General features: G+C 50.6%; 19 protein-coding genes. 8 read left to right on the plus strand and 11 right to left on the minus strand.

Annotation, left to right across the window (positions count from 1 at the left end; all coding sequences use genetic code 11):
* Together KG631_RS14490 and KG631_RS14495 are read left to right on the plus strand one after the other, a co-directional pair.
* On the plus strand, window positions 1–933 hold a 933-nt coding region (locus tag KG631_RS14490), incomplete at its 5' end, for a GGDEF domain-containing protein (RefSeq protein WP_214000408.1).
* A 251-nt stretch (window positions 934–1184) separates the two neighbouring features.
* Entirely contained in the window at window positions 1185–1514 is a 330-nt protein-coding gene (locus tag KG631_RS14495; RefSeq protein ID WP_213994625.1) for a hypothetical protein, read from the plus strand.
* 150 nt (window positions 1515–1664) lie between these two features.
* On the opposite strand, the gene KG631_RS14500 is transcribed toward KG631_RS14495, so the two are convergent.
* The 7 genes from KG631_RS14500 to dksA all read right to left on the minus strand — a co-directional run bounded on the left by KG631_RS14500 (window position 1665) and on the right by dksA (window position 7706).
* The gene (locus tag KG631_RS14500; RefSeq protein WP_213994624.1) at window positions 1665–2486 is read right to left on the minus strand and encodes a DUF72 domain-containing protein; all 822 of its coding nucleotides are present in this window, start codon (window positions 2484–2486) and stop codon (window positions 1665–1667) included.
* A gap of 25 nt (window positions 2487–2511) precedes the next feature.
* Entirely contained in the window at window positions 2512–3354 is an 843-nt protein-coding gene (gene panC, locus KG631_RS14505; protein WP_214000409.1) for a pantoate--beta-alanine ligase, read from the minus strand.
* Window positions 3355–4149 carry a 3-methyl-2-oxobutanoate hydroxymethyltransferase gene (panB, locus tag KG631_RS14510; RefSeq protein WP_214000410.1) on the minus strand — a complete coding sequence of 265 codons (795 nt, stop codon included), beginning with the start codon at window positions 4147–4149 and terminating at the stop codon, window positions 3355–3357.
* Between the two features lie 63 nt (window positions 4150–4212).
* Window positions 4213–4740 carry a 2-amino-4-hydroxy-6-hydroxymethyldihydropteridine diphosphokinase gene (folK, locus tag KG631_RS14515; protein WP_214000411.1) on the minus strand — a complete coding sequence of 176 codons (528 nt, stop codon included), beginning with the start codon at window positions 4738–4740 and terminating at the stop codon, window positions 4213–4215.
* Window positions 4733–6196: a polynucleotide adenylyltransferase PcnB gene (pcnB, locus tag KG631_RS14520; protein WP_365869155.1), complete on the minus strand. Its 1464-nt coding sequence runs from the start codon at window positions 6194–6196 to the stop codon at window positions 4733–4735. The genes folK and pcnB overlap by 8 nt, the downstream gene beginning before the upstream one ends.
* Before the next feature lie 122 nt (window positions 6197–6318).
* Window positions 6319–7239, minus strand: coding sequence for a tRNA glutamyl-Q(34) synthetase GluQRS (gluQRS, locus tag KG631_RS14525; RefSeq protein WP_214000501.1), 921 nt, complete (start codon window positions 7237–7239; stop codon window positions 6319–6321).
* Between the two features lie 17 nt (window positions 7240–7256).
* On the minus strand, window positions 7257–7706 hold the full coding sequence (gene dksA, locus KG631_RS14530; protein WP_019675979.1) for an RNA polymerase-binding protein DksA: 450 nt from the start codon (window positions 7704–7706) through the stop codon (window positions 7257–7259).
* Between the two features lie 313 nt (window positions 7707–8019).
* Between dksA and pepB the strand changes: the two genes are divergently transcribed.
* The 6 genes from pepB to KG631_RS14560 all read left to right on the plus strand — a co-directional run bounded on the left by pepB (window position 8020) and on the right by KG631_RS14560 (window position 18800).
* The gene (gene pepB, locus KG631_RS14535) at window positions 8020–9348 is read left to right on the plus strand and encodes an aminopeptidase PepB (RefSeq protein ID WP_214000412.1); all 1329 of its coding nucleotides are present in this window, start codon (window positions 8020–8022) and stop codon (window positions 9346–9348) included.
* A gap of 7 nt (window positions 9349–9355) precedes the next feature.
* Entirely contained in the window at window positions 9356–11839 is a 2484-nt protein-coding gene (hrpB, locus tag KG631_RS14540; RefSeq protein ID WP_214000413.1) for an ATP-dependent helicase HrpB, read from the plus strand.
* Window positions 11823–14072 (plus strand): penicillin-binding protein 1B, encoded by a 2250-nt coding sequence (gene mrcB, locus KG631_RS14545; RefSeq protein WP_301003866.1) that lies wholly within the window; start codon window positions 11823–11825, stop codon window positions 14070–14072. Before hrpB ends, mrcB begins: the two co-directional genes overlap by 17 nt.
* Window positions 14073–14114: 42 nt before the next feature.
* Window positions 14115–16274: a winged helix-turn-helix domain-containing protein gene (locus KG631_RS14550; protein ID WP_214000414.1), complete on the plus strand. Its 2160-nt coding sequence runs from the start codon at window positions 14115–14117 to the stop codon at window positions 16272–16274.
* 112 nt (window positions 16275–16386) lie between these two features.
* Complete coding sequence (locus tag KG631_RS14555) at window positions 16387–16635, plus strand: hypothetical protein (RefSeq protein ID WP_214000415.1); 249 nt, start codon at window positions 16387–16389, stop codon at window positions 16633–16635.
* A gap of 92 nt (window positions 16636–16727) precedes the next feature.
* On the plus strand, window positions 16728–18800 hold the full coding sequence (locus tag KG631_RS14560; protein WP_214000416.1) for a winged helix-turn-helix domain-containing protein: 2073 nt from the start codon (window positions 16728–16730) through the stop codon (window positions 18798–18800).
* On the opposite strand, the gene hemL is transcribed toward KG631_RS14560, so the two are convergent.
* The 4 genes from hemL to KG631_RS14580 all read right to left on the minus strand — a co-directional run bounded on the left by hemL (window position 18797) and on the right by KG631_RS14580 (window position 23369).
* Window positions 18797–20077 (minus strand): glutamate-1-semialdehyde 2,1-aminomutase, encoded by a 1281-nt coding sequence (hemL, locus tag KG631_RS14565; RefSeq protein WP_214000417.1) that lies wholly within the window; start codon window positions 20075–20077, stop codon window positions 18797–18799. The two genes, KG631_RS14560 and hemL, sit on opposite strands and share 4 nt — an antisense overlap.
* Window positions 20078–20139: 62 nt before the next feature.
* Window positions 20140–21144 carry an aspartate carbamoyltransferase gene (locus KG631_RS14570; RefSeq protein WP_214000418.1) on the minus strand — a complete coding sequence of 335 codons (1005 nt, stop codon included), beginning with the start codon at window positions 21142–21144 and terminating at the stop codon, window positions 20140–20142.
* 90 nt (window positions 21145–21234) lie between these two features.
* Complete coding sequence (locus KG631_RS14575; RefSeq protein ID WP_214000419.1) at window positions 21235–21669, minus strand: CopD family protein; 435 nt, start codon at window positions 21667–21669, stop codon at window positions 21235–21237.
* On the minus strand, window positions 21666–23369 hold the full coding sequence (locus tag KG631_RS14580; protein ID WP_214000420.1) for a chloride channel protein: 1704 nt from the start codon (window positions 23367–23369) through the stop codon (window positions 21666–21668). The genes KG631_RS14575 and KG631_RS14580 overlap by 4 nt, the downstream gene beginning before the upstream one ends.
* Window positions 23370–23385: the final 16 nt, after the last annotated feature.

Genomic DNA, 23385 nt, shown 5'->3' on the forward strand with positions numbered 1-23385 from the left:
CAGTGTTGTGCCCAGCGGGGCTGGTGCAGTTTTCACGCTTTCCGGTACACCAAACGCCGCAGGCGTCAGGCATTCGCTGCTCTGGCCTTTACCTTACTGGTGTTGCTGGCAAGCTATCAGCAACCAGGCCTGATAAGTGTGGCAGTGGCGCTGGCCATTGGTATTACATTTTGCCTGTGTGCCCTTTTACTGCAAAGGTCCGTTATCACCGAACCGTCCTTTAGCCGAACCCTGCAAATAGTTTTTATAGTGCATGCATTGGTGATGTTCGGGCAAGCCGCGTTAATAATGTTTAACTGGCAGCAGCTCAATATGCATGGCTTACCAGAAACCTCTATTTACACCCTGCTTAGCCACATTTTGTTAACCACATTTACCGCCTTGCTATTGCCATGGCTAAGCTTTTTGAAACTGGAGCGTAAACTTACCCTTAGATCGCAACGTGATGGCTTAACCCGGCTGGCGAATCGGGAGCACTTTTTTAATCAGATTGAGCGGTACTGGCAGCAACATCCATCGATCCCTGCGGTGCTAATGATGATTGATATCGATTTCTTTAAAGGCGTAAACGACACCTTTGGCCATGCGGTGGGTGACCGGGCTATTGCTTTGGTAGCGAAGCTGCTGTCAAAACAACTGCGCAGCAACGATATTATTGGCAGGATAGGTGGCGAGGAATATGCGGCGTTGTTAATTGATATAGACGAGCAAACGGCGTTGAGGATCAGTGAGCGGCTCTGTCAGCAAGTCGCAGCGCAATTACAGTACATTGACGATGCCAAAGTTGAGCTGACTATCAGCATTGGCATGGTCCATGTGGTTCCGGCACAGCACAAGCATACTGCTGCCTTTAAAATCGCTGATGAAGCCTTGTACGCCAGTAAACAGGCCGGTAGAAACACCGTAACACTGGGTAAGCTTAATACAGTTTAACATCTGGTATTTGATTAATCCTTCAAATTTTTGTGAGTCAGCACTCTTGCTGTGGTCATGTTTGTTCCTTCGTAAATAACAAATGTATATACATAATGAAAATCTTGAATTACATTCGGGTACAAGAATCTGCCAACTGATTGAACTTTTAAGACTGTTCTTGCTGCCACTTGTCTTAATTGTTTATCAAGAGAAAGCTGATTTTAGATATCAGCGCCGTTAAAACAGCATATATAAAAAAAGGAGTTAAAGTGGAAGAATTAAAACATTCCGGGCTTGGTATCGCGTCATTTATCACAAGTATTGCCTCTGGGATCCTGATATTTGTGCTTATTGTAATCGCTGGCATTATGGAAGTGTCTACACCTGGTGGCATTGATGAAAACTCTGCAGATGCGATAATAGTAGGCCTGTGTGTCCTTGCTTTTTTAGGGACGTCAGTAGTTGCATTTGGCTTGGGTATTGGTTCACTTGTTCAGAAAAACCGCAAAAAAATCCTTGGCATCCTTGGTACAACGTTTTCTGCACTCATAGTGTTAGGAACGGTATTTCTTATTGTTCTTGGTTTGTCAATGGAGTGATGCTGCTCAAGCAACAGCCATAATGTGGCATTTGACAAGTATTGGCCATATTGATTACTTGATGGTGTTATTACTTCAAAGAAACGATACGAACACTATTATCCATAAAATATGATAGCTGGCCTATATACCATGATAACTGCAGACTACTTACCATAAACCCAGCTGTGCTTGCTGCTCGCCTGGCCAGGGCGAGAGTACTAGGTGGGGTTGCTGTAAATCGGCGGCAAACTGGCGGCACAGCTGAGGAGCGAGGGTATTGTCCGGGGTGTGGAAAAAACAGTACGGCGTTTTCCCCTCTCGCAGCCAGTTGTTAATTTTCGCTAGCCAGGGGGTATAGAATTGCCGGTTAAGCTCCATATCATCGGTGCCGATAAAGCGCAGCATCGGCCGGTCACTCAGGCAAATAGCATGCACCGGTAAGCGTGGCTTTTTCGCCTGGGCATCCAATAGCGCCGGGCTGCTGGCCGTTACTGAAAATAGCGCTCGGCTATCTAACACCACCCGCTCGGCACCGTGTTGCTGCAACAGGCGGTTTAAGGCCAGTTCGTGCTCAGCCTTATCAAAAAACGCCGGATGGCGTACCTCTACTGCTAATGGCACCTTACTACTTAATAGCTCAAGCACAGTGGTTAATTGCCCCAGCATGGCCGGGCCCACTGCTGCAGGTAGTTGTAAGTGAACTAAACCAATAAAAGGGTGGACCGGGGCAAAATGTTGCCACCATGCTAACAGGGCGCTGTGGTCGAGCTCCGTTAACTGATGACTAAAACGACGGGGGATTTTAAATACAAAGCGGAAATGCGCTGGCAACTGCGTGGCCCAACGCGCCAATTGGCTGTCGGACGGGTCAGCATAAAAGCTGGTATTGCCCTCCACGCTGTTAAAATACTGGCTGTAACCGGCCAGAAACTCATTGTTGCTCAGATCATCAGCAAATAAGCTGCCTTTCCAGCGGCTGTTAGCCCACATCGGACAACCAACATACAGCAAAGGGTTACAGTTCCAGGTTATCAATCAGCCGGGTGCTGCCAAGTTTAGCTGCGGCCAGAATGACTTTTGGCTCGGTTGCGTCAACAGCGAGCGTCAGACTGTGCTGATTGCTGATATTAACGTAATCCGGCACAAAACCCGCTGCTGTAAGCTGTGTCTTGGCTTGTTGCTCCAATGCCCGGTAATTATGGTTGCCGGCGATAATGCTGGCTTTAAGTTGCTGTAATATCTGATACAGCGCAGGGGCCTTAGCCCGCTCTGCCGGCGTTAAATAACCATTGCGGGAGCTAAGTGCCAGGCCGTCATTTGCGCGCTCAGTGGCCACGCCAATAATCTCAATCGGCAAGGATAAGTCGATCACCATCTGGCGGATAATCGCCAGTTGCTGAAAGTCTTTTTTACCGAAACAGGCAATATCGGGTTGCACCAGATTAAACAGTTTGCAAACGATAGTCGACACGCCGCGAAAATGGCCAGGCCGGTTTGCCCCGCAGTGCAAGTCACCCAGTTGCGGCACTTCAACAAAGGTTTGGGCATCGAGCCCGCGCGGATACATCAGTTGCGGGGTCGGGGTAAAAACGGCATCGGCATGGTGCTGGGTTAAGCCGGCGATATCGGCATCCAGGGTACGCGGGTAATTGGCTAAATCTTCATTCTGGCCAAACTGCATTGGGTTAACGAAAATACTGACAAGAACTTTATCAGCCTGGCTTTTTGCCACGTCAACCAGCTGCAAATGACCCTGATGGAGGTTCCCCATGGTAGGCACAAACGCTATTTTTTCACCGGCGCGGCGCCAGCTGGCAATTTGCGCCCGCAGCTCTGCAATAGTACTAAGAATAATCATTTAGTTAAAACTATGCTCCGGGCCAGGGAACACCTGGCTTTTTACTTCACTGACATAGGCGGCAATGGCACTTCTGATCTCGCCGGTTTGCGCCAGATAGTTTTTCGAGAATTTTGGAATATAGCCGCTGCTGATGCCCAGTAGGTCATGCATAACCAGAACCTGGCCGTCAGTGACGTTGCCAGCACCAATACCAATAACCGGAATGCTCAGTGCGTCGGTAATTCGTTTTGCCAGCGGCGTTGGAATACATTCCAGTACCAGCAGCTGAGCCCCGGCATCTTGCAGTGCCTGCGCTTGCTGCAACATGGCATCGGCCGCAGTATCGGTTTTCCCCTGTACTTTGTAGCCACCAAAAATATGCACCGATTGCGGCGTTAGTCCCAGATGACCGCACACCGGTACGCCGCGTTCGGTTAGCGCTTTAACGGTTGGTAGTAAAAAATCACCGCCTTCCAGTTTCACCATATTGGCGCCGGCCTGCATTAACGGCGTCACGCTTTGCATCGCCTGCTCGGGGGTGGCGTAGCTCATAAAAGGCAAATCGGCAATGATAAAAGCATCTGGAGCACCGGCCCGGACGCTTTTAGTATGGTAAGCAATATCGGCGACGGTAACCGGCAGCGTATCGCTGTGGCCCTGCAGCACCATGCCCAGCGAGTCGCCAATTAACAACACATCGACGCCTTGTTCGGCAAACAATTTGGCGAAGCTGGCGTCATAGGCTGTCAGCATGCTGATTTTATCAGCTTGCAGCTTCATTTTTTGCAGTACCGCTGTGGTGATTTTAGCCATAGGTTGTGATCCGACCATTAATTCCGGGTGCGCAAGATCGCACAAAGTTCCGCCAGCTGCAAGTTACCAGCTGCACGTTTCGCTAAGTTTCTGCAGGCCATTTAATGGCACTTTGCTTAGCAATGCCTGCAGCGGTGTGCCACAAGGCAGGGTTAACTGTGGTGCAATTTCAGCCAGCGGATACAGCACAAACTCGCGCTCTGCCAAACCGTAATGTGGCACCGTTAAGCGCTCTGAGGCAATAGTGTGGCTGGCATACAGCAAAATATCCAGATCTAACGAGCGCGGCCCCCAGCGCTCGGCTTTGCGCTGCCGACCTTGTTGCTGTTCTATTTGCTGCAAGGCATCCAGCAGTGCCAATGGCGTAAGCCCGGTGCTGATTTTGGCCACCGCATTAACGTAGTCGGGCTGGTCTTGCGGGCCCATTGGTTTGGAACCATACAGGCTTGATACTACCAGCAGCTTGCTTTGCGGCAGCTGGCGTAGCGCCGCTACCGCGTTCTGTATTTGCGCGACCGGGTTGGCTAAATTAGCACCTAAACCCAGAAAAACCTCATGCTCAGCAGGCCGTTCGAGTTGCTGCTCAGGCATCGGGTGTGCTGCTGCGCCTACGCTTGTAATTATTCCGGCGGCGCTTTGGTCTGTCATGCGCTTCGCGGCCCAGGCTGTTTATCAGCTCCAGTTTTTCAGCATCATCTGCAAATTGAAATTGCTGCCACCAGCTGGCCAGTTCAGTCAGGCTGCCGCCTTCGGCTTCGGCGCGCAGTTGCAGAAAATCAAAGGCGCCGCGAAATTTATTTTGCTCAAGCATTTTAAAAGCCCGGCGGCCACCGCGTTTGGTTAGCCGGTACTGCAGTGCCCAGATATCGCGCATGGTTAAGCTAAAGCGTTTTGGGATGGCGATAGTGCGTTGGATATCATCCAGCACTTCAGTCATCGCAATATTCAGGGCGTCAATTTCATTTAAGCCGCTCTCAATCAGCAGAGTCTGGCTACGCAGTTCTACCGGATACCACAGCATGGCAGCAAAAATAAAGGCCGGGGTAACCGGTTTATCAACTGCAACCCGTTGATCAGTATCCTGCAGAGCGCGGGTTACCAGGCTGAAGGCTTTACCTTCAGGTTCCTGTTTTAATATTTTGTCCAGCTGCGGCATCAGCTGTTTTAATATCCGGGTATCGCGCAGCAACATAAAATTGTCGAATGCTTTACCGGCCAGCAGCATTTTTACCAGCTCATCAAATAAACGCGGCGGTGGAATGTTTTTTAACAGCACGGCTAATTGACTGATAGGTGCTAACGCGTCAGGTGCAATCTCCATATTGAGCTTGGTGGCGAAGCGGATGGCTCTGAGCATCCGCACTGGATCTTCCCGGTAGCGCACGTCCGGGTCACCAATCAGCTCAATCCGCCGTGCCGTAATGTCACGCATGCCGTTAGCAAAATCGTAGATAGCGAAGTCTTTTACCGAATAGTACAGCGCATTTATAGTGAAATCGCGCCGCTCAGCGTCTTCCTCAATAGTGCCATAGACGTTGTCACGCAAAATCTGGCCGTGATCACTTAAACTGGCGGTTTTCAGCTTGGGAGCCGTGTTTTCTTCATCATCAGCGCCGCTGTGATGACCACGAAAGGTAGCAACTTCAATTATCTCCCGGCCAAACACCACATGGGCCAGCCGAAAACGACGACCAATTAAGCGGCAGTTACGGAATACCTGTTTAACTTGCTCCGGATGGGCATTGGTTACCACGTCAAAGTCTTTGGGTTTTAAGCCCAGTAATAAATCGCGAATACAGCCACCGACCAGATAGGCTTCAAAGCCAGCGTCTTTCAGACGATACAATACTTTTAAAGCACTGGGACTGATATCGCGCCGGGAAACACTGTGCTCACCCCGGCTGATAACCTGCATCGGTGGTAATATTGAACTGGCTGACGCCCGGGCAATAGGCGCTGCGGCTGCGGCCGATCTGGCAGCAACAGGCTGTTGTTGGTTGTCGCCCTGAGGCTTACCGCTTAACGTTCTGCGGCAGAAATCTAACACGCGCGAAATTATGATATCTCTCCTGAGCACTTGCCAGTTTGATTAGTGGCATTGGCATCTGACTTAAAAAAACGGCTAATAATACCGCAGCACACAACAAAAAAGAATTAATCTGGCTAAAATCAGCCAAAATCGGGGGTTATTACTTCCCGTGCCGCCGGAATATCAGCAGGACGCCAGTTGGCAAGGGCAAAAGTTAACTGTTCTGGGGCCTGGGCTTGTTGTAGCTCATCTGGCAACACCAGCCCTAATATTGCCAGCGCCCGGGCCAGAGTATAACTGGCTGGCCAGTGACTTAAAGCGGTAGCATGGTTTTGTTTACTTAGTTTATGGCCAGGTGTGGTAACCGCTAACGGCAAATGGCCATAAAGCGGTGGCGAGGTCCCAAGTAACTTAAACAGATGCTGTTGCCGGGGGGTCATACTGAGTAAGTCGGCACCGCGGATCACTTCCGTAACCCCCTGGTCCCAATCGTCCACTACCACTGCCAACTGGTATGAAAATAAGCCATCCCGGCGTAATAGTATGTAATCTTCCTGCGCCAGTGCCGGCTCGATCTGCTGCGGGCCGAGCAAAGTGTCGTTAAACTGACAGGCGACGCCAGCTGCCTGCAAGCGCCAGCTCAATGGTGTCGGGTTGTTTTCTTGCTGATGCAGTTTCAGGGTCGCACAGGTGCCCTGATACAGCCCGCCGCCGGCATTAACTTGCTTACGGCTGCACTGACAGCCATACACCAGGCCTTGTTGCTGCAGCTGGTTAAATATTTCGCGGTAGCGCTCAGTACGCTGACTTTGATAGATAACCTGCTCATCCCACAACAGGCCATACTGCTCCAGCGCGAACATAATGCTGCTGTCTGCACCCGGGCTGACTCTGGGTGTGTCGATATCTTCTATACGCAGCAGCCATTTGCCACCTTGCTGTTTGCTGTACAGATAACTGCCGACAGCAGCCAGCAATGAGCCAAAATGCAGTGGTCCGGAGGGAGAGGGGGCAAATCTGCCAACAGCGATGGCTGTTGGCTTACTTTTGCTATCTAACATTGTCACAGTGGCTGCAATTAGCCGCCTAGCTGCTTTTCTTTTATCTCGGCCAGGGTTTTACAATCGATACATTGATCAGCTGTTGGCCTTGCTTCCAGACGCTTTATACCAATTTCAATCCCGCAGGTATCACAAAAACCGAAATCGTCGTTTTCGATTTTTTGTAAGGTTTTTTCAATTTTCTTTAATAGCTTCCGCTCGCGATCGCGGGCGCGTAATTCCAGGCTGAACTCTTCTTCCTGAGCGGCACGGTCTACCGGATCAGGGAAATTGGCTGCTTCATCGGCCATGTGGGTCTTGGTGCGGTCAACTTCTTCGCGCAGTTGTTGGCGCCAGGCGTCAAGAATTTTGCGAAAATGTTCGAGCTGCTTCGGGTTCATGTACTCTTCCCCGACCGCTTCCTGATAAGGTGTTACACCAGCCAGTGCCAGTAACCCTAATGTCTTAACATTCTTGCCTTCTGGCATGATCATCTCCTGTACAATACTGCCAAGCAAAAAAAAGTGGCGGCTATAGATAGCAGAATATTGCCACTACCGCAATCACTAATAAAAAAGCCGGCGAAGTATACAGATTGTGGCTGGAGCCGTCACCTGTTTTAACCCCGGCAGCCTTATTGGCTAAAATGTGGCATAGTTTTGTCACTGATAACCGCGCCAATAGTGCATTGCAACGCCATTTTAATGCTTTGCGCTCGTTGTCTGCTGCGCGGCTATGTTACACTTTGGCCCATAAAAGTTAGCCATTACTGCTGATAAGCTCGATTAAATGGGGATTACTATGTCTGATTCAAGCTCTAATTCAACACCAGAAATATTACAAATCAGTATTGCTGCAGACAAAGCTGCGCAAAAATGGGGTAATAATGCGTTATTAAGCCCTACTGCAGATGGTTATCAAATTCATTTGCCGGAGAATGACCCGCTGCGTGGCATGCAGAGAGCCGGTCGTAGTCTGGACAATCTCGGTATTTCACAACTGCAATTAAGCGGTACGGGTTGGAGTAAAGACCTGCAATGGGCGTTTTATCAGGGTTTCTGCAATGCCAGAAAACACGATGGAGTGGTTTTCAACAACCAACTGGGCGACGCAGAGCAGCTGCAACAACTAGCGCAGTGTTTTAGTTTTGCCAAGAAAATGATCAATGATACCCCTGAAATGTTATCGCCGGTCGCATTAGCAGAGCAGGCTGAAGCCTTTATCCGCACTGTTGCCCCGGCAGGTAGCGTAAGCAGTGAACTGATTAGCGGCGCAGATCTGGCCGAAGCAGGCTGGCATGGTATTTACCAGGTAGGCCGGGGCAGTACCCGCCCACCAGCGTTACTGGTGCTGGATTTTAACCCCGCTAAAACGGAAGACGCACCGGTTGCTGCCGCTCTGGTTGGTAAAGGCATTACCTTCGACAGTGGCGGTTACTCAATTAAACCAACGGAAGGTATGGCGACCATGAAATGCGATATGGGTGGTGCTGCTACCGTAACCGCGGCGCTGGCGCTGGCAATAATGCAGGGTCTTAAGCAGCGGGTAAAACTGATTTTATGTTGTGCAGAAAATCTGATCAGTGGTCATGCATACAAACTGGGCGATATTATAACCTATAAAAACGGCACTACCGTTGAAATTGTCAACACCGATGCTGAGGGCCGTTTAGTGCTGGCCGATGGCCTGATGTGTGCCGCGGAAAGTAAAGCGCCGCTAATTATTGATGCCGCTACCCTGACCGGCGCAGCCATGATAGCAGTCGGGGGGGAATATAATGCCCTGTTTGCGCTGGACCAGCCTCTGGCAGCCCGGACGCTGCAATACGCTGCCAATGAGCAGGAAGCGACCTGGCAGTTACCGCTGGAAAAATGGCATCAGCAACAATGTCCTTCGCCCTATGCCGATACGGCTAACAGCCGGCCGGTAAAAGGCGGTGGGGCGGGTGGAGCCAGCAATGCTGCCGGTTTTTTAAGCCGGTTTGTGCCAGCTGATGGCAAGGGCTGGCTGCATTTTGATTTAGCAGCAGCCTTTAATAACTCGGCCAATGGTTATTGGGCAGCTGGCGCTACCGGCCATGGCATTCGTACTATTGCCACTACCTTACTGACTGAAACGACGGCTAAGTAATACTGCAGTGACCAAAAAAGAGGTTAACGCGGGCTTACCGGTAGCAGAGGTGCTGCCGGAGCTTTGTCGCTTGCTGAAAAGCGGCAACCGACTGATTTTGTCAGCGCCGCCTGGTGCCGGTAAATCGACCTGGCTACCATTGCAGTTGCTGCAGCAACCCGAATTTGCAAGCGGCCAGATTATTATGCTGGAACCGCGCCGGCTGGCGGCGAAAACCATTGCCAGTTACCTGGCACAGCAGCTGAATGAGCCAGTGGGTAAGACCGTTGGCTATCAGATCCGCCATGACAGCTGCCAGTCTGCAACCACCCGCTTGCTGATTGTCACTGAGGGTATTCTGACCCGCAAACTGCAGCAAGACCCGGAACTGACCGGTGTCAGCCTGCTTATTTTTGATGAATTTCATGAGCGTTCGCTGCATGCCGATTTAGCGCTGGCGTTAAGTATAGAAGTGCAGCAATTACGGGAAGATCTGAAAATACTGGTGATGTCAGCCACCCTCGATGTGGCCGCGCTGGAAAGCTACCTGCAGGCACCGCTAGTCAGTAGCAGCGGGCGCAGTTATCCAGTCGATATTCAGTATATAAAACCAGGTTCAGAGCCCTTAGCAATCCAGGGCGCGCGACAGGCGCTGAGCGCATTTAACGATAAGCCGGGGAATATACTGGTTTTTCTGCCGGGGCAGGCTGAAATAAACAAAGCCCGGGAGTATTTAGCAACTCAGTCGTTGCCAGAAAATCTGCAAGTTTATTCATTGCTGGGGGCGCTGAGCCTGACTGAACAACAGGCTGCAATTGCGGCACCGCCAGCAGGCCAGTATAAAATTGTCCTGGCAACCAATTTGGCCGAAACCAGTTTAACGATTGATGGCGTTAACCTGGTGGTGGATACCGGCTTGTGCCGGCGGGCCAGTTTTAACCCGCGCCACGGCATCAGCAAGCTGGAAACGGTGGCAATTAGTCAGGCTGCGGCCATTCAGCGGGCGGGTCGGGCGGGCCGCCAGGCACCGGGGCGTTGTTATCGGATAGACACAGCGGAATTATGGCAAAGGCGGGCGGCGTTTGAGCCGGCCGAAATTGAATTGGCAGAGCTTACTCAACTACGGCTGGAAATTGCAGTATGGGGCTGTCTGCCCGATGATATTAACTGGCTAACCCCGCCGCCGCCTGCGCATCTGGCCGTTGCCAGCCGGTTGTTACAACAGTTTGCGGCACTGGACGAGGCCGGGGTTATTACCTCCTATGGCCGGCGCTTGTATCAGACCGGCAGTTCAGTGCGGCTGGCTAATATGTTGTTGTATGCTGCAACTCATGAAGCGCAGGTTCCCGGGCTGGCGTGGCTGGCTGCGTTAGTGGCAGCGCTGTTGGAAGATAGCCGTAATTTGCAGGCAAATCTGCACCAGCAATTACAAATGCTGGCCCAAAGCAAGCATTTGCCACAGTATCAGCAAGCGCAATCTTTCGTCCGGCGTTTAGGATTTAACAGCCGCGCCAGCTTACCCTTGCAGTCGCTGCCAATGTTATTGCTCAGAGCCTTCCCGGATCAGCTGGCGCAGCGCCGTGGTCAGGGTTATTTGCTGGCCAATGGGGTGGGGGCCAGCCTGGCGTCGGATCATCCGCTGCATGACACCGAGTTGTTGGTAGTGTTGGATATCCAGCAGTGGCAACAGCAAAACCGCATTCGCCATGCTGTCGCTATTACGCTGCAAGATATACTGGCTGATTGGCAGCCACAGTTGGATTGGCAGCTGAAAACCGGCTGGAATGATAAAACGGCCAGTTTCAGCAGTGAACGCCAGCGCTGTTTTGGCCAGCTGGTATTACAACGACAGCCAGTGCAAAGTCGTATAACAGCGGCAGAACGCCAGCAAGCCTGGCTTGACTATCTGAGCCGGCGTGGCCTGGCAGAATTAAGTTGGTCGGATGCGGCACAAAGCTTATGTGCCCGGGTACAGCTGATCCGCCAATATCAGGGCGTTGCCGTGTTGCCTGATTTCAGTCAGACAGCGTTACTGGCAGACTTGGCCAGCTGGCTTGGGCCACATCTTGGTGATATCAGCAAAAAAACACAGTTAAGCCAATTAGAGCTGGAACCCATATTACTGGCCAGATTAAATTACCAGCAACAGCAGTTGCTACAGCAGCAGTTGCCTGCCTATTGGCAAACCCCGACGGGCAGCCGGCTGAAAATTGACTATTTGCATCCCGGCGGACCGCAGCTTTCAGTAAGAGTTCAGGAAATGTATGGTCAACTCAGCACACCTGTGCTGCTAAATGGCGCTATTGCATTAACTATTGCCCTGCTTGCACCCGGGCGGCAACCTTTGCAAGTTACCCGCGACTTAGCCAGTTTCTGGCAAAACAGCTGGCAGGATGTTAAAAAAGAAATGAAAGGTCGTTACCCGAAACACTACTGGCCAGATAATCCGGCCGATGCGCAGCCAACAACTAAAACCAAAAAGGCGATGTTACGCGATGTCAACCCGAAGTAAAGGCGCCCGCGCGCCGAAAGTCAAAGTCAGACCATGGTGGCATAAAGTACTGTTTACCATTGGTAAGTTAGCGCTGGTAATGTTGTTTTTACTGGCTACCTACCTGATTTATCTCGACAGTAAAGTTACCCGGGCTTTCGCCGGTCAGAAATGGCAGGTACCGGCCCAGATATATGCCCGTAGTCTTGAACTCTTTCCCGGTAAGGCGTTAACTTCTGCTCAACTGCAGGCCGAACTGGACCAATTACAGTATCAGCGCAATCCGGCAATGACGGCCCCCGGCCAGTACAGCGTGTCGCGCAATCATATTACAATTTACCGACGGGCCTTTACCTATATTGATGGCGTTGAGCCTGAAGCCTTATTCAGTGTCGAGTTTAACAGCAGTGGCATTAACCGGATCCGTTACCGCCAGCAGCAGGAAGTAAACTTTGCCCGGCTGGAGCCGCAGTTAATTGAGCATATGCTGTCACCGCATCAGGAAGACCGCGAGCTGGTCAGGTTAGAGCAGGTGCCCAGCCTGGTAAAGGAGGGGCTGTTATTGGTCGAAGACCGTGATTTTTATCATCATCGCGGCGTGTCACCCCTGTCGGTATTACGGGCGCTGTGGGCGAATATTGTGGCCGGGCGGACAGTGCAGGGCGGCTCTACCCTCACTCAGCAGCTGGCAAAAAACATGTATTTGTCCAGTGATCGGACGTTGCTGCGTAAAATTAATGAGGCGATGATCGCGCTGATCCTGGATTACCGCTTTAGCAAAGATCACCTGCTGGAAGCGTACCTGAACGAAATATTCCTGGGGCAGAATCACGCCACGGCTGTGCATGGCTTTGGCCTGGGTAGCCGGTTCTATTTCGCCAAACCAATAACAGAATTGCGGCCGGATGAAGTGGCGTTATTAATTGGCCTGTTGAAAGGACCATCCTATTACGATCCGAGACGCTATCCTGAGCGGGCAATTACCCGCCGGGATCTGGTGCTGCGATTGATGTTTGAACACCATTTACTGGATGGTAAGCAGTATCAGCAGGCACTGGCGCAGCCATTGCAACTGGTACCACGGGGTCAGTATCTGAATGCGCGTTTCCCAGCCTATCTGGATGCGGTTAAAAAAGAACTCAGGCAGATAAACTTTGATCAACAGCTGTTAAGTAGCGGCATTAAAGTGTTTACGTTTTTAGACCCGAAAGCCCAACAGCAAGCCGAACTGACTGTTCGCCAGCAATTGCAGGAGCAGGATGAGCAGTTGCAGGCGGCGATGATGGTTGTCAATTATCAACAGGCGGAAATTCAGGCACTGGTTGGCGGTAGGGAAAGTGGTTTTGCCGGCTTTAACCGGGCGCTTGACGCCAGGCGGCAGATTGGCAGTATTATCAAACCGGTGATTTATCTGGAAGCCCTGAATCAACCTGGCAGATTCTCGCTGGCGTCGATGCTGGACGACCAGCCATTAAGTTTGCGCTCAAATAATGAAGAGTGGCAACCGCAGAACTTCGATAAAAGCTATCGGGGCCCGGTTAATCTGTTGACAGCATTAACAGACTCGTTGAATGTACCGACGGTCCGGTTGGGTTTGCAATTGGGTATGCCTACAATAAGTGACGGTTTACGTAAACTGGGATTAAATCGCCGGGTTAATTTGCATCCGGCGGCATTACTGGGTGCTATTGAGCTTAGCCCGCTGGAAGTCAGTCAGCTGTACCAGACCCTGGCCAACGACGGTGTTTATCAGACACTGGCAACGGTGCAGGCGGTAACAGATCAGGACGGCCACCGTCTGTATCACCGGCCTGGTCAGCGCTACAGCCGTTATTCACCGCAAAGTATTTATCTGCTGCACCATGCATTAATAGCGGCGACGCAGACAGGTACAGCGAAGGCATTGCAACAGGCTTTACCGATGACAGTTGTTGCCGGGAAAACCGGAACCTCAAGTGACTATCGCGACAGCTGGTTCAGTGGTTTTGACCAGCAGACTCTGGTAACGGTCTGGCTGGGTCGGGATGACAATAAGCCAATAGGCCTGACGGGCAGTAGCGGTGCGTTGCCGTTGTTTATTGATTATTTTCAGGGCCAAGGTGCGCAGTCACTAGTCCGGTATTTGCCTGATCAGGTACAGATCCAGGCATTTTCGGCTGTAAGTGGTGCGCCGGTGGCAGAAACTTGCGCTAACATATTGTTATTACCTGCAATATCAGTTGAAATGCAGCAACAATTAACCTGTGATGATTAACGTTAACTTTTAAAGTAATTAGGGTGCAGCAAACTCACTATTATGGAAATTAAACCCGAACGTTCGCTCCTGGTTGGTGAATGGCACTATCTGGCAAAAGAAGACAAGTTGGTGAAGCTTGATCAGCATGGCCAGATTATTGCCACGGCTGATTTAGATAACCTGGGCCAGAAAGTTGTTAACTACTTTATCGTTCATGCCGGTAATCTGGTCACTAAAGATCAGCTACTGGCTGATGTATGGGGGATCCGTGATGTGTCTGACGGCCGGGTGATGCGGGTTATCCGGGCTATCAGAATTGCCCTGAATGACGATACCCGCCAGCCAACCTATATTGAAACGATCCCTAAACGCGGTTATCGCTTTATAGCCAACGTAGCCGAAATTCCGGATAAACCTTTGCAAGACAGTGGCAGCGCTGCCGAAACGCCGGTTGATGCTGTTGCTATTAGTCCGCACCGGCAGGCAGCAACTTGGGCCACTGCAATATCGGTATCCTTGCTGGTGTTGTTAGCCTGGTTGTTCTGGTTAAAGCCGGTGGCTGAAAATCAGCCTGCAGAAGTTAATACTATTCCGCTGTGGCGCTATAAGCCTATTACCTCGCTGGATGGCCTCGAGTTCTACCATAACGTGTCGCCCGACGAGCGTTATTTAGTATACAGTTATGCAAAACAGGGCTCAGACTTAGTTGCAGTTCTTACACTACAGGATTTACTAAGCCATCAACGGGTACAGCTTACAGCAGAAATTGGAAGTAGTCTTGGTGCGGCGTTCAGCCCCGATGGCCGGCAAATTGCCTACCACAGGATGCTGCCGGATAGAAGTTGCGAAATCCGGCTGATTGAACTGGATCAGGGCAAAATGGCGGTAAAAACAGACCGGTTATTAACCCGCTGTACTCCTGAGTCAGTATCAGCACGAGTCAGCTGGTCACCTGATGGCCGCTATATTGTTTATCCCAGTCTCGACCCTGAACAACGGCAGATGGTTATGATGATGTACCCGGTAGCGGGTGGCACCGCTGAGCAATTAACGGTTCCCCCAACCAGTAGTTTTGGTGACTATGTTGGCCGGTACTCGCGAGCAGGCGATAAGATTGCCTTTATCCGTGATGCGGCCGGTACCGCTCAAATCTGGCTGCTCGATTTAACCAACAGAGCGACCCGGCTGTTAGTGCAGATTGACGATGCTTATCCGGGCAATATTGACTGGACGTTGGATGATCGCAGTATTATTTACCCTTCCGGGCCCACCGCATTGGGAATTGTGGATATTGCCACGGGAGAAAGCCGGGAACTGGCCTATACCGATAATCATGCTAGTGAAATTCAGCTGGGGGCAGTTAGTGGTAAAATTTATGCTTCAGTGGGCTTTTTTTCGCATACCAATATTAAAAAGGTCAATAACCAACTGGTTACTGCCACGTCCACAGAAAACCTGGTATTCAGCTCCAATCGTAATGAGTCATTAGTTGAAATTAACCCGCAGCCGGAAGGGCCAACGGCAGTGGTATCCCGGCGATCCGGATTACCCCAGGTCTGGCTGTTTTATCCGGATGGCCGCCAGCAGCAGATTACTGATTTTGCCTCGCGCGAGCGGATCCGTAGTTTGGTATTTTCGCCGGATGGCAAGCAGTTGCTGGTCCATCTGAATAGTGGGGTCTGGCAATTGGCTCTTGATGGTGAACTTAAACAGGTCGTTGGCCAGGGGGGCGAAATTGTAGCGTATCCTGCCTGGAGCAGAGACGGCACAGAAGTATTCTATGCCCAGTCACGGCAGGGACGTTGGGATATTATTACAGCAGCTGTCGACACGGAGATTGAAAAGCGGTTGCTGGCAACCGATCGTGAGTTGTATCAACAAAGTTATATTGCAGATTACAATATCTGGCGTGATGCTAATTCAAAGAATTTTGTTATCGAATACAGTAATGGTGAAACAAAGGAACTGGATTTAGGCACTACAGCAGATCAGGCTTTTTTTAAACTAGATCTTCGCTCGGAGGGTTTTTACTTTACTTATCTGTTGGATGGCACTCAATATCAATTGCGCTATTATGATTTAACCAATGATACTATTGATGATCAGGTGATAAAAGATTATCTGTATCACAGTCGTTTCAGTATGTCACTAGACGAGAAAGACGTTTATTTTCTGGAAGCGGCCAGAGCGGATTTCGATATCGCTGAAATTAGTTTTTAGATCGACATTTTATAAGGTTTTTATTGAAAAACCATCGAGTTTCATCGGAAGTTCAGGAGTAGGGTCGATAGTGTTTAGCACAATAATGTGACTGAAACCCGGAGACTTTACCATGATAAAAGCAATTAAAGCGATCGTAGTTAGTGCCAGCCTCATTGTTGCATTAGCCGCCAGCACGACAACTGATGTCGCTTCTTACAAACAGCAGCTACAACTTGATGATTTGTATGTGTGTTCTTTTTGGCCAACATGTCGTGACCCGGATGAGCAGAAACCCGCACCATCAGACAGTTCCGCCCCCAAGCCAAGTGGTGATAAAGACACCACTAAAGATAACAAAGATGAGGCTCAGCTGGCCTGAGACAACTTAAAGTCGTTTCAAAAGCAGATACACTCTACTTTTCAGTCAATTAAGGTATAATCCGCCCTGACACTTTAGTCAGGCGGACCTTAATGTCAAATTTAGAACCACTGGTAAAAATCGGCAACTGGTATTATCAGGCAGCATATGGGCAGTTATTGCCCGCTGAACCTGATAGCAGTGATGCGGTGCCGGTAGTGTTAGAACCGCGGCTGCACAGTCTGCTGAACTACTTTTTGTTGCACCCGAATCAAATTCTGGATAAAGACACCCTGATTAATGACGTCTGGCCACCTGCTGAAGGCACCGATGCAGCGGTGATGCGGGCGGTCGGGGCGTTACGTAAAGTGTTGGGTGATAACGTTAAGTCACCAACTTATATTGCCACTATTGCCAAGAAAGGTTATCAGTGGCTTTGCCATATCGAACCGTTAACCAGCCATCAGCGGAAACCGTTGGCGCTGGCAGGAACCCTAACGCCGGCTGATCTGGCACTGCCCGCTGCTGACGCTGAAAAAAGGTTACCCTGGCGTTTTATTAGCGCAGTTTGCAGCGCATTGCTGCTGGGCGGTGCAGTCCTGGCCTATGTGCTTGCCAGTGTGACCGTGACGCCGCTAACCCAGTTACCTGATACGGTAAAACCGCTTAGTGCCCTAACCGGCCAGGAATACGGGGCCACCCTGGAGCCCGGTCAGCAGTATGCATTTTATTGGCACCGCAAATCTGAAGCGGCGCCACTGCAGCTGGCGCGCCAGGACTTAACCAGCTTAAAAGTCAGTTATCACGACCAGCTATATACTGCTGCCAGCCAACCGCTATGGCTGGATGACAGCAGATTACTGTTCCGGGCCCGGGACAGCGAACAACAATGCTACTTTTATCAGCAACAGGTGATGCCGGACTTTTTGCCCGCCGAAAAAGTTATGCCTTGTCAACAGGTGGTGGCGCAGGGATTAGCGATTATGGAGCGGAATTGGTACTGGCTGGACTATGCTGATGATTTGCGCCGTTACGAATTATGGCGCCGGACAGAAGATGGCAGCACCTTGCGGCTAATGGCATTTGAGGAAAAGTGGCACAACGTTGACCAGCTGCTGGCAGTGGGTTCATCACTGTATCTGGTTGTGCAGCAGGATTTTTATCGTAGCCGGTTGTATCAGGTCAAGCTGGAGCAAAATCAGCTGGAACATATCGGTCACTTTGACCAGAAAATTATTACCAGTAGCTACTGGGACCAGCATCATGCGCTGCTGACCCTGAAAAACAGTGAGTTGCAGCTATATGATTTAAAGAGCAATAAACAGCTCAGTCTGGGGCCGATGACCTGGGATCTGACTCAGCCACAGCGATATCAGCAGCGGATCTTGTCGACTCAGTACCTCGATTACACGACAGACATTGTGCAACTAACGTTAGCAAACGAACAGTTAACCAGTCAACAAAGCTGGCAAACCAGTAACCGTAACGAGCGGCTGTTTGCTGCTAATGGCGACCAGCTTGCTTTTGTTTCAGAGCGGGCTGGCGATAATCAGGTTTGGCTGTCCCAGGCAGGTGAAAGTCGTCAGTTATCAAGGTTAGCAAGTGGCCAGTACATTCAGCAGTTATTCTGGCATCAGAATGCCCTGTTATCAGTAATTGATAATCAGCTTTATCAGGTAGCGTTGGCAGATGGCAGCCTGTCATCAATTAGCAGCAGGCCGGTATCCGGACGATATCAAAGCTGTAACGATACTCTGTACTGGACAGAGCAAAATAATGATGGCTGGCAGTTAATGCATAGTCTGCAACAACCTGAAGTGCTGTTGTCCGGGGTAGTAAACCTGAAATGTGCGCCAGCTGGCCTTGTGGTACAGTTTTACAATGATAATGCCTTGGCATTGTGGTCAGCCAGTCAGCCACAACAGCTAACGCCATTGCCCGTCAGCCTGAACTGGCATCACATTCTGCCAGAGCAGTGGACCAGTAATAACCAGCAATTGTTATGGCTGGAGCGGCAACAATGGCAGCTAAAAGTGTATGACTGGCAAAGCGGTGAGATCAGCAGTTACCCGTGGCCGGCCACGGCATTGCCGCTGGAAATTCATAGCGACAATAGCGGTGACCTGTACAGTGTGCAGCCGCGACATTATGACACTGACATCGTCTGGCTGCAGAACCGCAATTAAAGCGCGGCAAAACTCTTGGCCGCGGCATCAATTGTAGCGGCCAGATCATCATCACTGTGAGCCAGCGATAAAAAGCCCGCTTCAAAGGCCGAGGGGGCCAGATAAATTCCCTGTTGCAGCATTAAATGGAAGAAATGTTTAAAGGCGGCGGCATCGCACTGGGTTGCCTGCTGATAGTTGCTGACTCTTGGCTCGCTACTAAAGAAAAAGCCAAACATACCGCCCACCTGATTAAACGTCATCGGCACGCCGTTTTGTTGCGCAGCTGCGCTGATCCCGGTGATTAGCAGACTGGTTTTTGAGCTAAGCTTTTCATAAACATCTGGCTGGCTGATTTCATTCAGTGCCGCCAGGCCGGCAGCCATAGCAATAGGGTTACCCGAGAGGGTACCCGCCTGATAAACCGGCCCTAACGGGGCAATGTGCTCCATTATCGCCCGCCTGCCACCAAAGGCACCGACCGGCATACCGCCGCCGATGATTTTGCCAAGGGTGGTCAGATCTGGCACAACATTGTATACCGCCTGGGCGCCGCCAAGCGCTACCCGAAAGCCGGTCATTACTTCATCAAAAATAAGCACGCTCTGGTATTGATCACAAATCCGGCGCAGCCCTTCCAGAAAACCCGGCTCTGGCGGTATGCAGTTCATATTGCCCGCCACGGGTTCGACAATAATGCAGGCAATATCAGTGCCTTTTTCCGCAAAGATTTGTTCTACCTGCTCCAGGTTATTAAATTCGCAGGTCAGAGTATATTTGGCAAAGTCGGCCGGTACGCCCGGCGAGTTAGGCACGCCCAACGTCAATGCACCGGATCCTGCTTTAACCAGCAAAGAATCTGCATGGCCGTGGTAGCAGCCCTCGAATTTTAAAATGGTATCGCGCCGGGTATAGCCGCGGGCTAAGCGGATAGCACTCATGGTAGCTTCAGTACCTGAACTGACCATCCGCACCATTTCCATCGATGGCATCAGTTTGGCAATTTTTTCTGCCATATCAATCTCTGCCGGGCAGGGAGCACCGAAGCTCAGGCCATTTTCAGCCGCCTGAATGACTGCATTGCGGATAGCTAAATGGTTATGACCGAGCAGCATCGGGCCCCACGAGCCAATGTAGTCTATGTAGCGTTTGCCATCAACATCGAATAAATAGGCGCCATCAGCACGCTCAATAAATACCGGGGTTCCGCCAACACTTTTAAAGGCTCGCACTGGCGAGTTAACCCCACCTGGGATAGTAAGCTGGGCCCGTTGAAACAGGGTTTCAGATAAAGACATAGTAAATTCCGCTCGCAGTTATTGGGTGTGGTATCAGATGATTACGTCAGCTTACTACTGAACTATTTATTGCTATACCAGGGCACCGCACATTCGTAATCTTTGACGATGTTTTCCACGCCAAGAGTCAGGGCAAACAGTGCCATTCTCACCAGTACGCCATTATCGGCCTGACGAAAAATAGCAAGGTTAGGGTTCAGGTTTAAATCATTGTCTAATTCGTTGGCTTCCATACGCGAATCGCGTGGTAACGGATGCATAATCACCGTATTGGATTTACAGTATCTTGTATAAATTTCCTGATTCAGCCGAAACTTACCGCGGTACTGATCGGCATCGGCTTTCGAAGGAAAACGTTCTTCCTGAATTCGGGTCTGGTAAACAATATCGGCGTTTAAATGGCCTTCCAGTTTATCACTGATCACCAGCTGATGACCGGCATTGGTCAGGCTACTGACAATGTCATCCGGCATCGCCAACTCAGCAGGGGACACCAGGGTTAACTTAATATTGCGGTATAGGCACAGTAGTTTTGACAGTGAATGGACGGTGCGGCCAAATTTCAAATCACCGACCATCGCAATATGCATACCATCAATCTGCAGGCCGGAGGCGGCAAGCTCACGTTCTATGGTAAACAGGTCAAGTAATGCCTGGGTAGGGTGTTCATTGGCACCATCACCGCCATTTAATACCGGCACTCGGCTGCCTTCAGCAAATTCAGCGACGGAGCCCGCCTGCGGATGGCGCATAGCAATAACATCACTATAGCTGCTGATCACCCGTGCCGTATCAAACAACGACTCGCCCTTGGACAGCGCTGAAGATTCCATGCCGGTGGTTTCGCGCACTTCTCCGCCCAGCAGGTTAAAGGCACAACCAAAGCTGACCCGGGTGCGGGTACTAGGTTCAAAAAACAAGTTGCCTAAAATGGCACCATCGAGCACCCGGGTCCGTTTCTTCCGGCCGGCATAGGGTGCCATCTGCCGGGCAATATCAAAAACCCGGGTAATACTGTCGCGGTCGAATTGCTTAACAGAGAGGATATGCTGGCCTTTGAAGCTCATTGTCAGTACTCATTAAACAGGTGCCATTGGGCGCCATTATCGACGCAAAGGAAACCCTATTATACCCAAAACCGTCAGCAAAAAGCGAGTTTAGTGCAGCAAGGGTTTCAGCGTTGCCAGTAAAATAATGGCCAATAACAACAGCACAGGCATTTCGTTAAAGATTCGGTAAAACCGCGGACTGCGCCGGTTGCGGTTGTGTTTAAAGTCCGCCAGTAATTTGAAACACCAGCCGTGATAACCATACAGCAATAGCACCAGCAGCAGTTTGATATGTAGCCAGCCGCTGGCGATAAACCAGGCCTTACCATAAGCGATAATCAATAACATACCGAATATCAGCGTAAGTACCGCAAAGGGGTTACAAAAAAGTAGCCGCCGTTCCATGACTTTAAAGGTTTCAGCACATTCAGTGCTGCGGGTTTCTGCATGATAGACAAATAGCCGCGGCAGATAAAAAATGCCGGCAAACCAGGCCACCATAAAGAAAAGATGTAATGCTTTGTATAGCAGAATTAGGGTCATAATAAATTATTCTGTTTAATGAGTAAGCTGCGAACCTGGTCCCAGCGGATAATGCCAATTGGTTCTGTGGGCGAGTCCTGGTAGATATAAACCAGGCCATCGCGTGCGTCTTCCAGCAGCGCAAATACTTCAGCCAGGGTGGCTTGATGAGACAAGCCGGTAACGTCCTGATAGCGAATTGCACTATCCCCGGTTAATGACAAACTGACATCATAGCTTGCCGCCACAAATTCTGTAGCATCACCCTCCGTACGTTTTAACAATAATTGTACCGGGGGCTGCAGCTGGGCCAGTTGCTGGCGTATTGCCGGATCGTCAGGGTTATGTAGCAACACATATTCTTTACTGAGCAGCGCCAGCACGCCTACTTTTTGCAAAATATCGTCAGCGGGAGCCAGCTTGTAAGGCATTTGCATGAAATCGAGCTGCATCATGAAGATGGATTTGTTATTAAAAAATTGCACTGTGGTGACATAGGCCGTAATAATCACCACCATTGCCGGCAGAATAATTTGCTGATTTGATGCCAGTTCAATTACGGCGAGCAGGGCTGCCAAGGGCGCGTGCAAGGTAGCGGCCATTAAACCGGCCATGCCGAGCACCGCATAGGTACCTGCAGTGCTGCTGTCGCCGATAAAAATCGCCGGTATTATTGCCAGCAACGTGCCCAGTACAATTCCCATGCCAAATACGGGGCCTATTACCCCGCCCGGCACGCCAAGTCCGAGGGCAAAAATGGTCAGGACCAGCTTGCCAACAAATATTACCAGCAGCAGTTGCACGTCTGTCGGATTATTCACGGCATTAAAAATTGCGCCGGTTTCCGCGCCCATCGCATGTGGTATCAGGTAGCCGACTGCGGCGGTTACCACACCAGCCAGCGCCAGACGCACCAGTAGCGGCCAATTTTTAACCAGCCGGATTAGCCGCATCAGGTTCTGATTAAATAGAAAGGCTACTGCGCCAAACACGATACCGCAGATAATAAGATAGGGGAAATGCCAGATATTTATTGCCACTATGTTAAGAGATGCCAGTTCCCGGTCGTGACCAAACACTAACTGGGTGGCCAACGCACCGACTACGGATGCCAGCATAATCGGAATAAATACATGAATACGGTATTCACGCAGCACGACTTCCATCACGAAAATTACCGCGGCCAGTGGTGTGTTAAAGGATGCGGAGATACCTGCCGCTATACCACAGCCGGCCAGAATCCGAACGCTGTTATAAGGTAGTTGCAGGTATCGGCCTACGGTACTGGCGCCATATGCGCCCAGATGCACTGAAGGCCCTTCCCGGCCAACTGAGAAACCACTGACCAGGGCAATAATACCACCGAAAAACTGATTCATGGTATTGCGAAAGGGCATGATGCCGTAGCGGGTTTTTATTCGGTGGATAACAAAAGGTATCCCCATCCGGTAGTGGCGATAACCGGTTGCCAGGGCAATAAGGCCTATCAGCAGGGCGCCGCCAAGAGGCAGTAACCAGACAATTTCCGGGTCGGCGCTGGAGAAATCATCGGATTCGGTTAGAAATAGTCGTTGCAGGGCCACGATCGCCAGGCGGAAGATGATAATCAGCAAGGCGGCTATTAAACCGCCAAGCATACCCAGCAAACACAACTGTAAAGACGTTTGCGGTAATGCTAATCGGCGCTGCAACCCGGGCAGCCAGTCTCGCCATCGTCGCATAATAAATAACATGAGT

The sequence above is a fragment of the Arsukibacterium sp. genome (assembly GCF_018402695.1).
In the GTDB taxonomy this organism is placed as follows: Bacteria; Pseudomonadota; Gammaproteobacteria; order Enterobacterales; family Alteromonadaceae; genus Alishewanella.

Bases quoted from the DNA above. Each gene is read 5' to 3' on its own strand.
- panB (WP_214000410.1), bottom strand. From the start codon at position 4,149: ATGGCTAAAATCACCACAGCGGTACTGCAAAAAATGAAGCTGCAAGCT.
- KG631_RS14575 (WP_214000419.1), bottom strand. From the start codon at position 21,669: ATGACCCTAATTCTGCTATACAAAGCATTACATCTTTTCTTTATGGTG.
- hemL (WP_214000417.1), bottom strand. From the start codon at position 20,077: ATGTCTTTATCTGAAACCCTGTTTCAACGGGCCCAGCTTACTATCCCA.
- folK (WP_214000411.1), bottom strand. From the start codon at position 4,740: ATGCCTGAGCAGCAACTCGAACGGCCTGCTGAGCATGAGGTTTTTCTG.
- KG631_RS14580 (WP_214000420.1), bottom strand. From the start codon at position 23,369: ATGCGACGATGGCGAGACTGGCTGCCCGGGTTGCAGCGCCGATTAGCA.
- KG631_RS14550 (WP_214000414.1), top strand. From the start codon at position 14,115: ATGGAAATTAAACCCGAACGTTCGCTCCTGGTTGGTGAATGGCACTAT.
- panC (WP_214000409.1), bottom strand. From the start codon at position 3,354: ATGATTATTCTTAGTACTATTGCAGAGCTGCGGGCGCAAATTGCCAGC.
- pepB (WP_214000412.1), top strand. From the start codon at position 8,020: ATGTCTGATTCAAGCTCTAATTCAACACCAGAAATATTACAAATCAGT.
- dksA (WP_019675979.1), bottom strand. From the start codon at position 7,706: ATGCCAGAAGGCAAGAATGTTAAGACATTAGGGTTACTGGCACTGGCT.
- gluQRS (WP_214000501.1), bottom strand. From the start codon at position 7,239: ATGTTAGATAGCAAAAGTAAGCCAACAGCCATCGCTGTTGGCAGATTT.
- KG631_RS14555 (WP_214000415.1), top strand. From the start codon at position 16,387: ATGATAAAAGCAATTAAAGCGATCGTAGTTAGTGCCAGCCTCATTGTT.
- KG631_RS14560 (WP_214000416.1), top strand. From the start codon at position 16,728: ATGTCAAATTTAGAACCACTGGTAAAAATCGGCAACTGGTATTATCAG.
- KG631_RS14570 (WP_214000418.1), bottom strand. From the start codon at position 21,144: ATGAGCTTCAAAGGCCAGCATATCCTCTCTGTTAAGCAATTCGACCGC.
- KG631_RS14500 (WP_213994624.1), bottom strand. From the start codon at position 2,486: ATGTGGGCTAACAGCCGCTGGAAAGGCAGCTTATTTGCTGATGATCTG.
- mrcB (WP_301003866.1), top strand. From the start codon at position 11,823: ATGTCAACCCGAAGTAAAGGCGCCCGCGCGCCGAAAGTCAAAGTCAGA.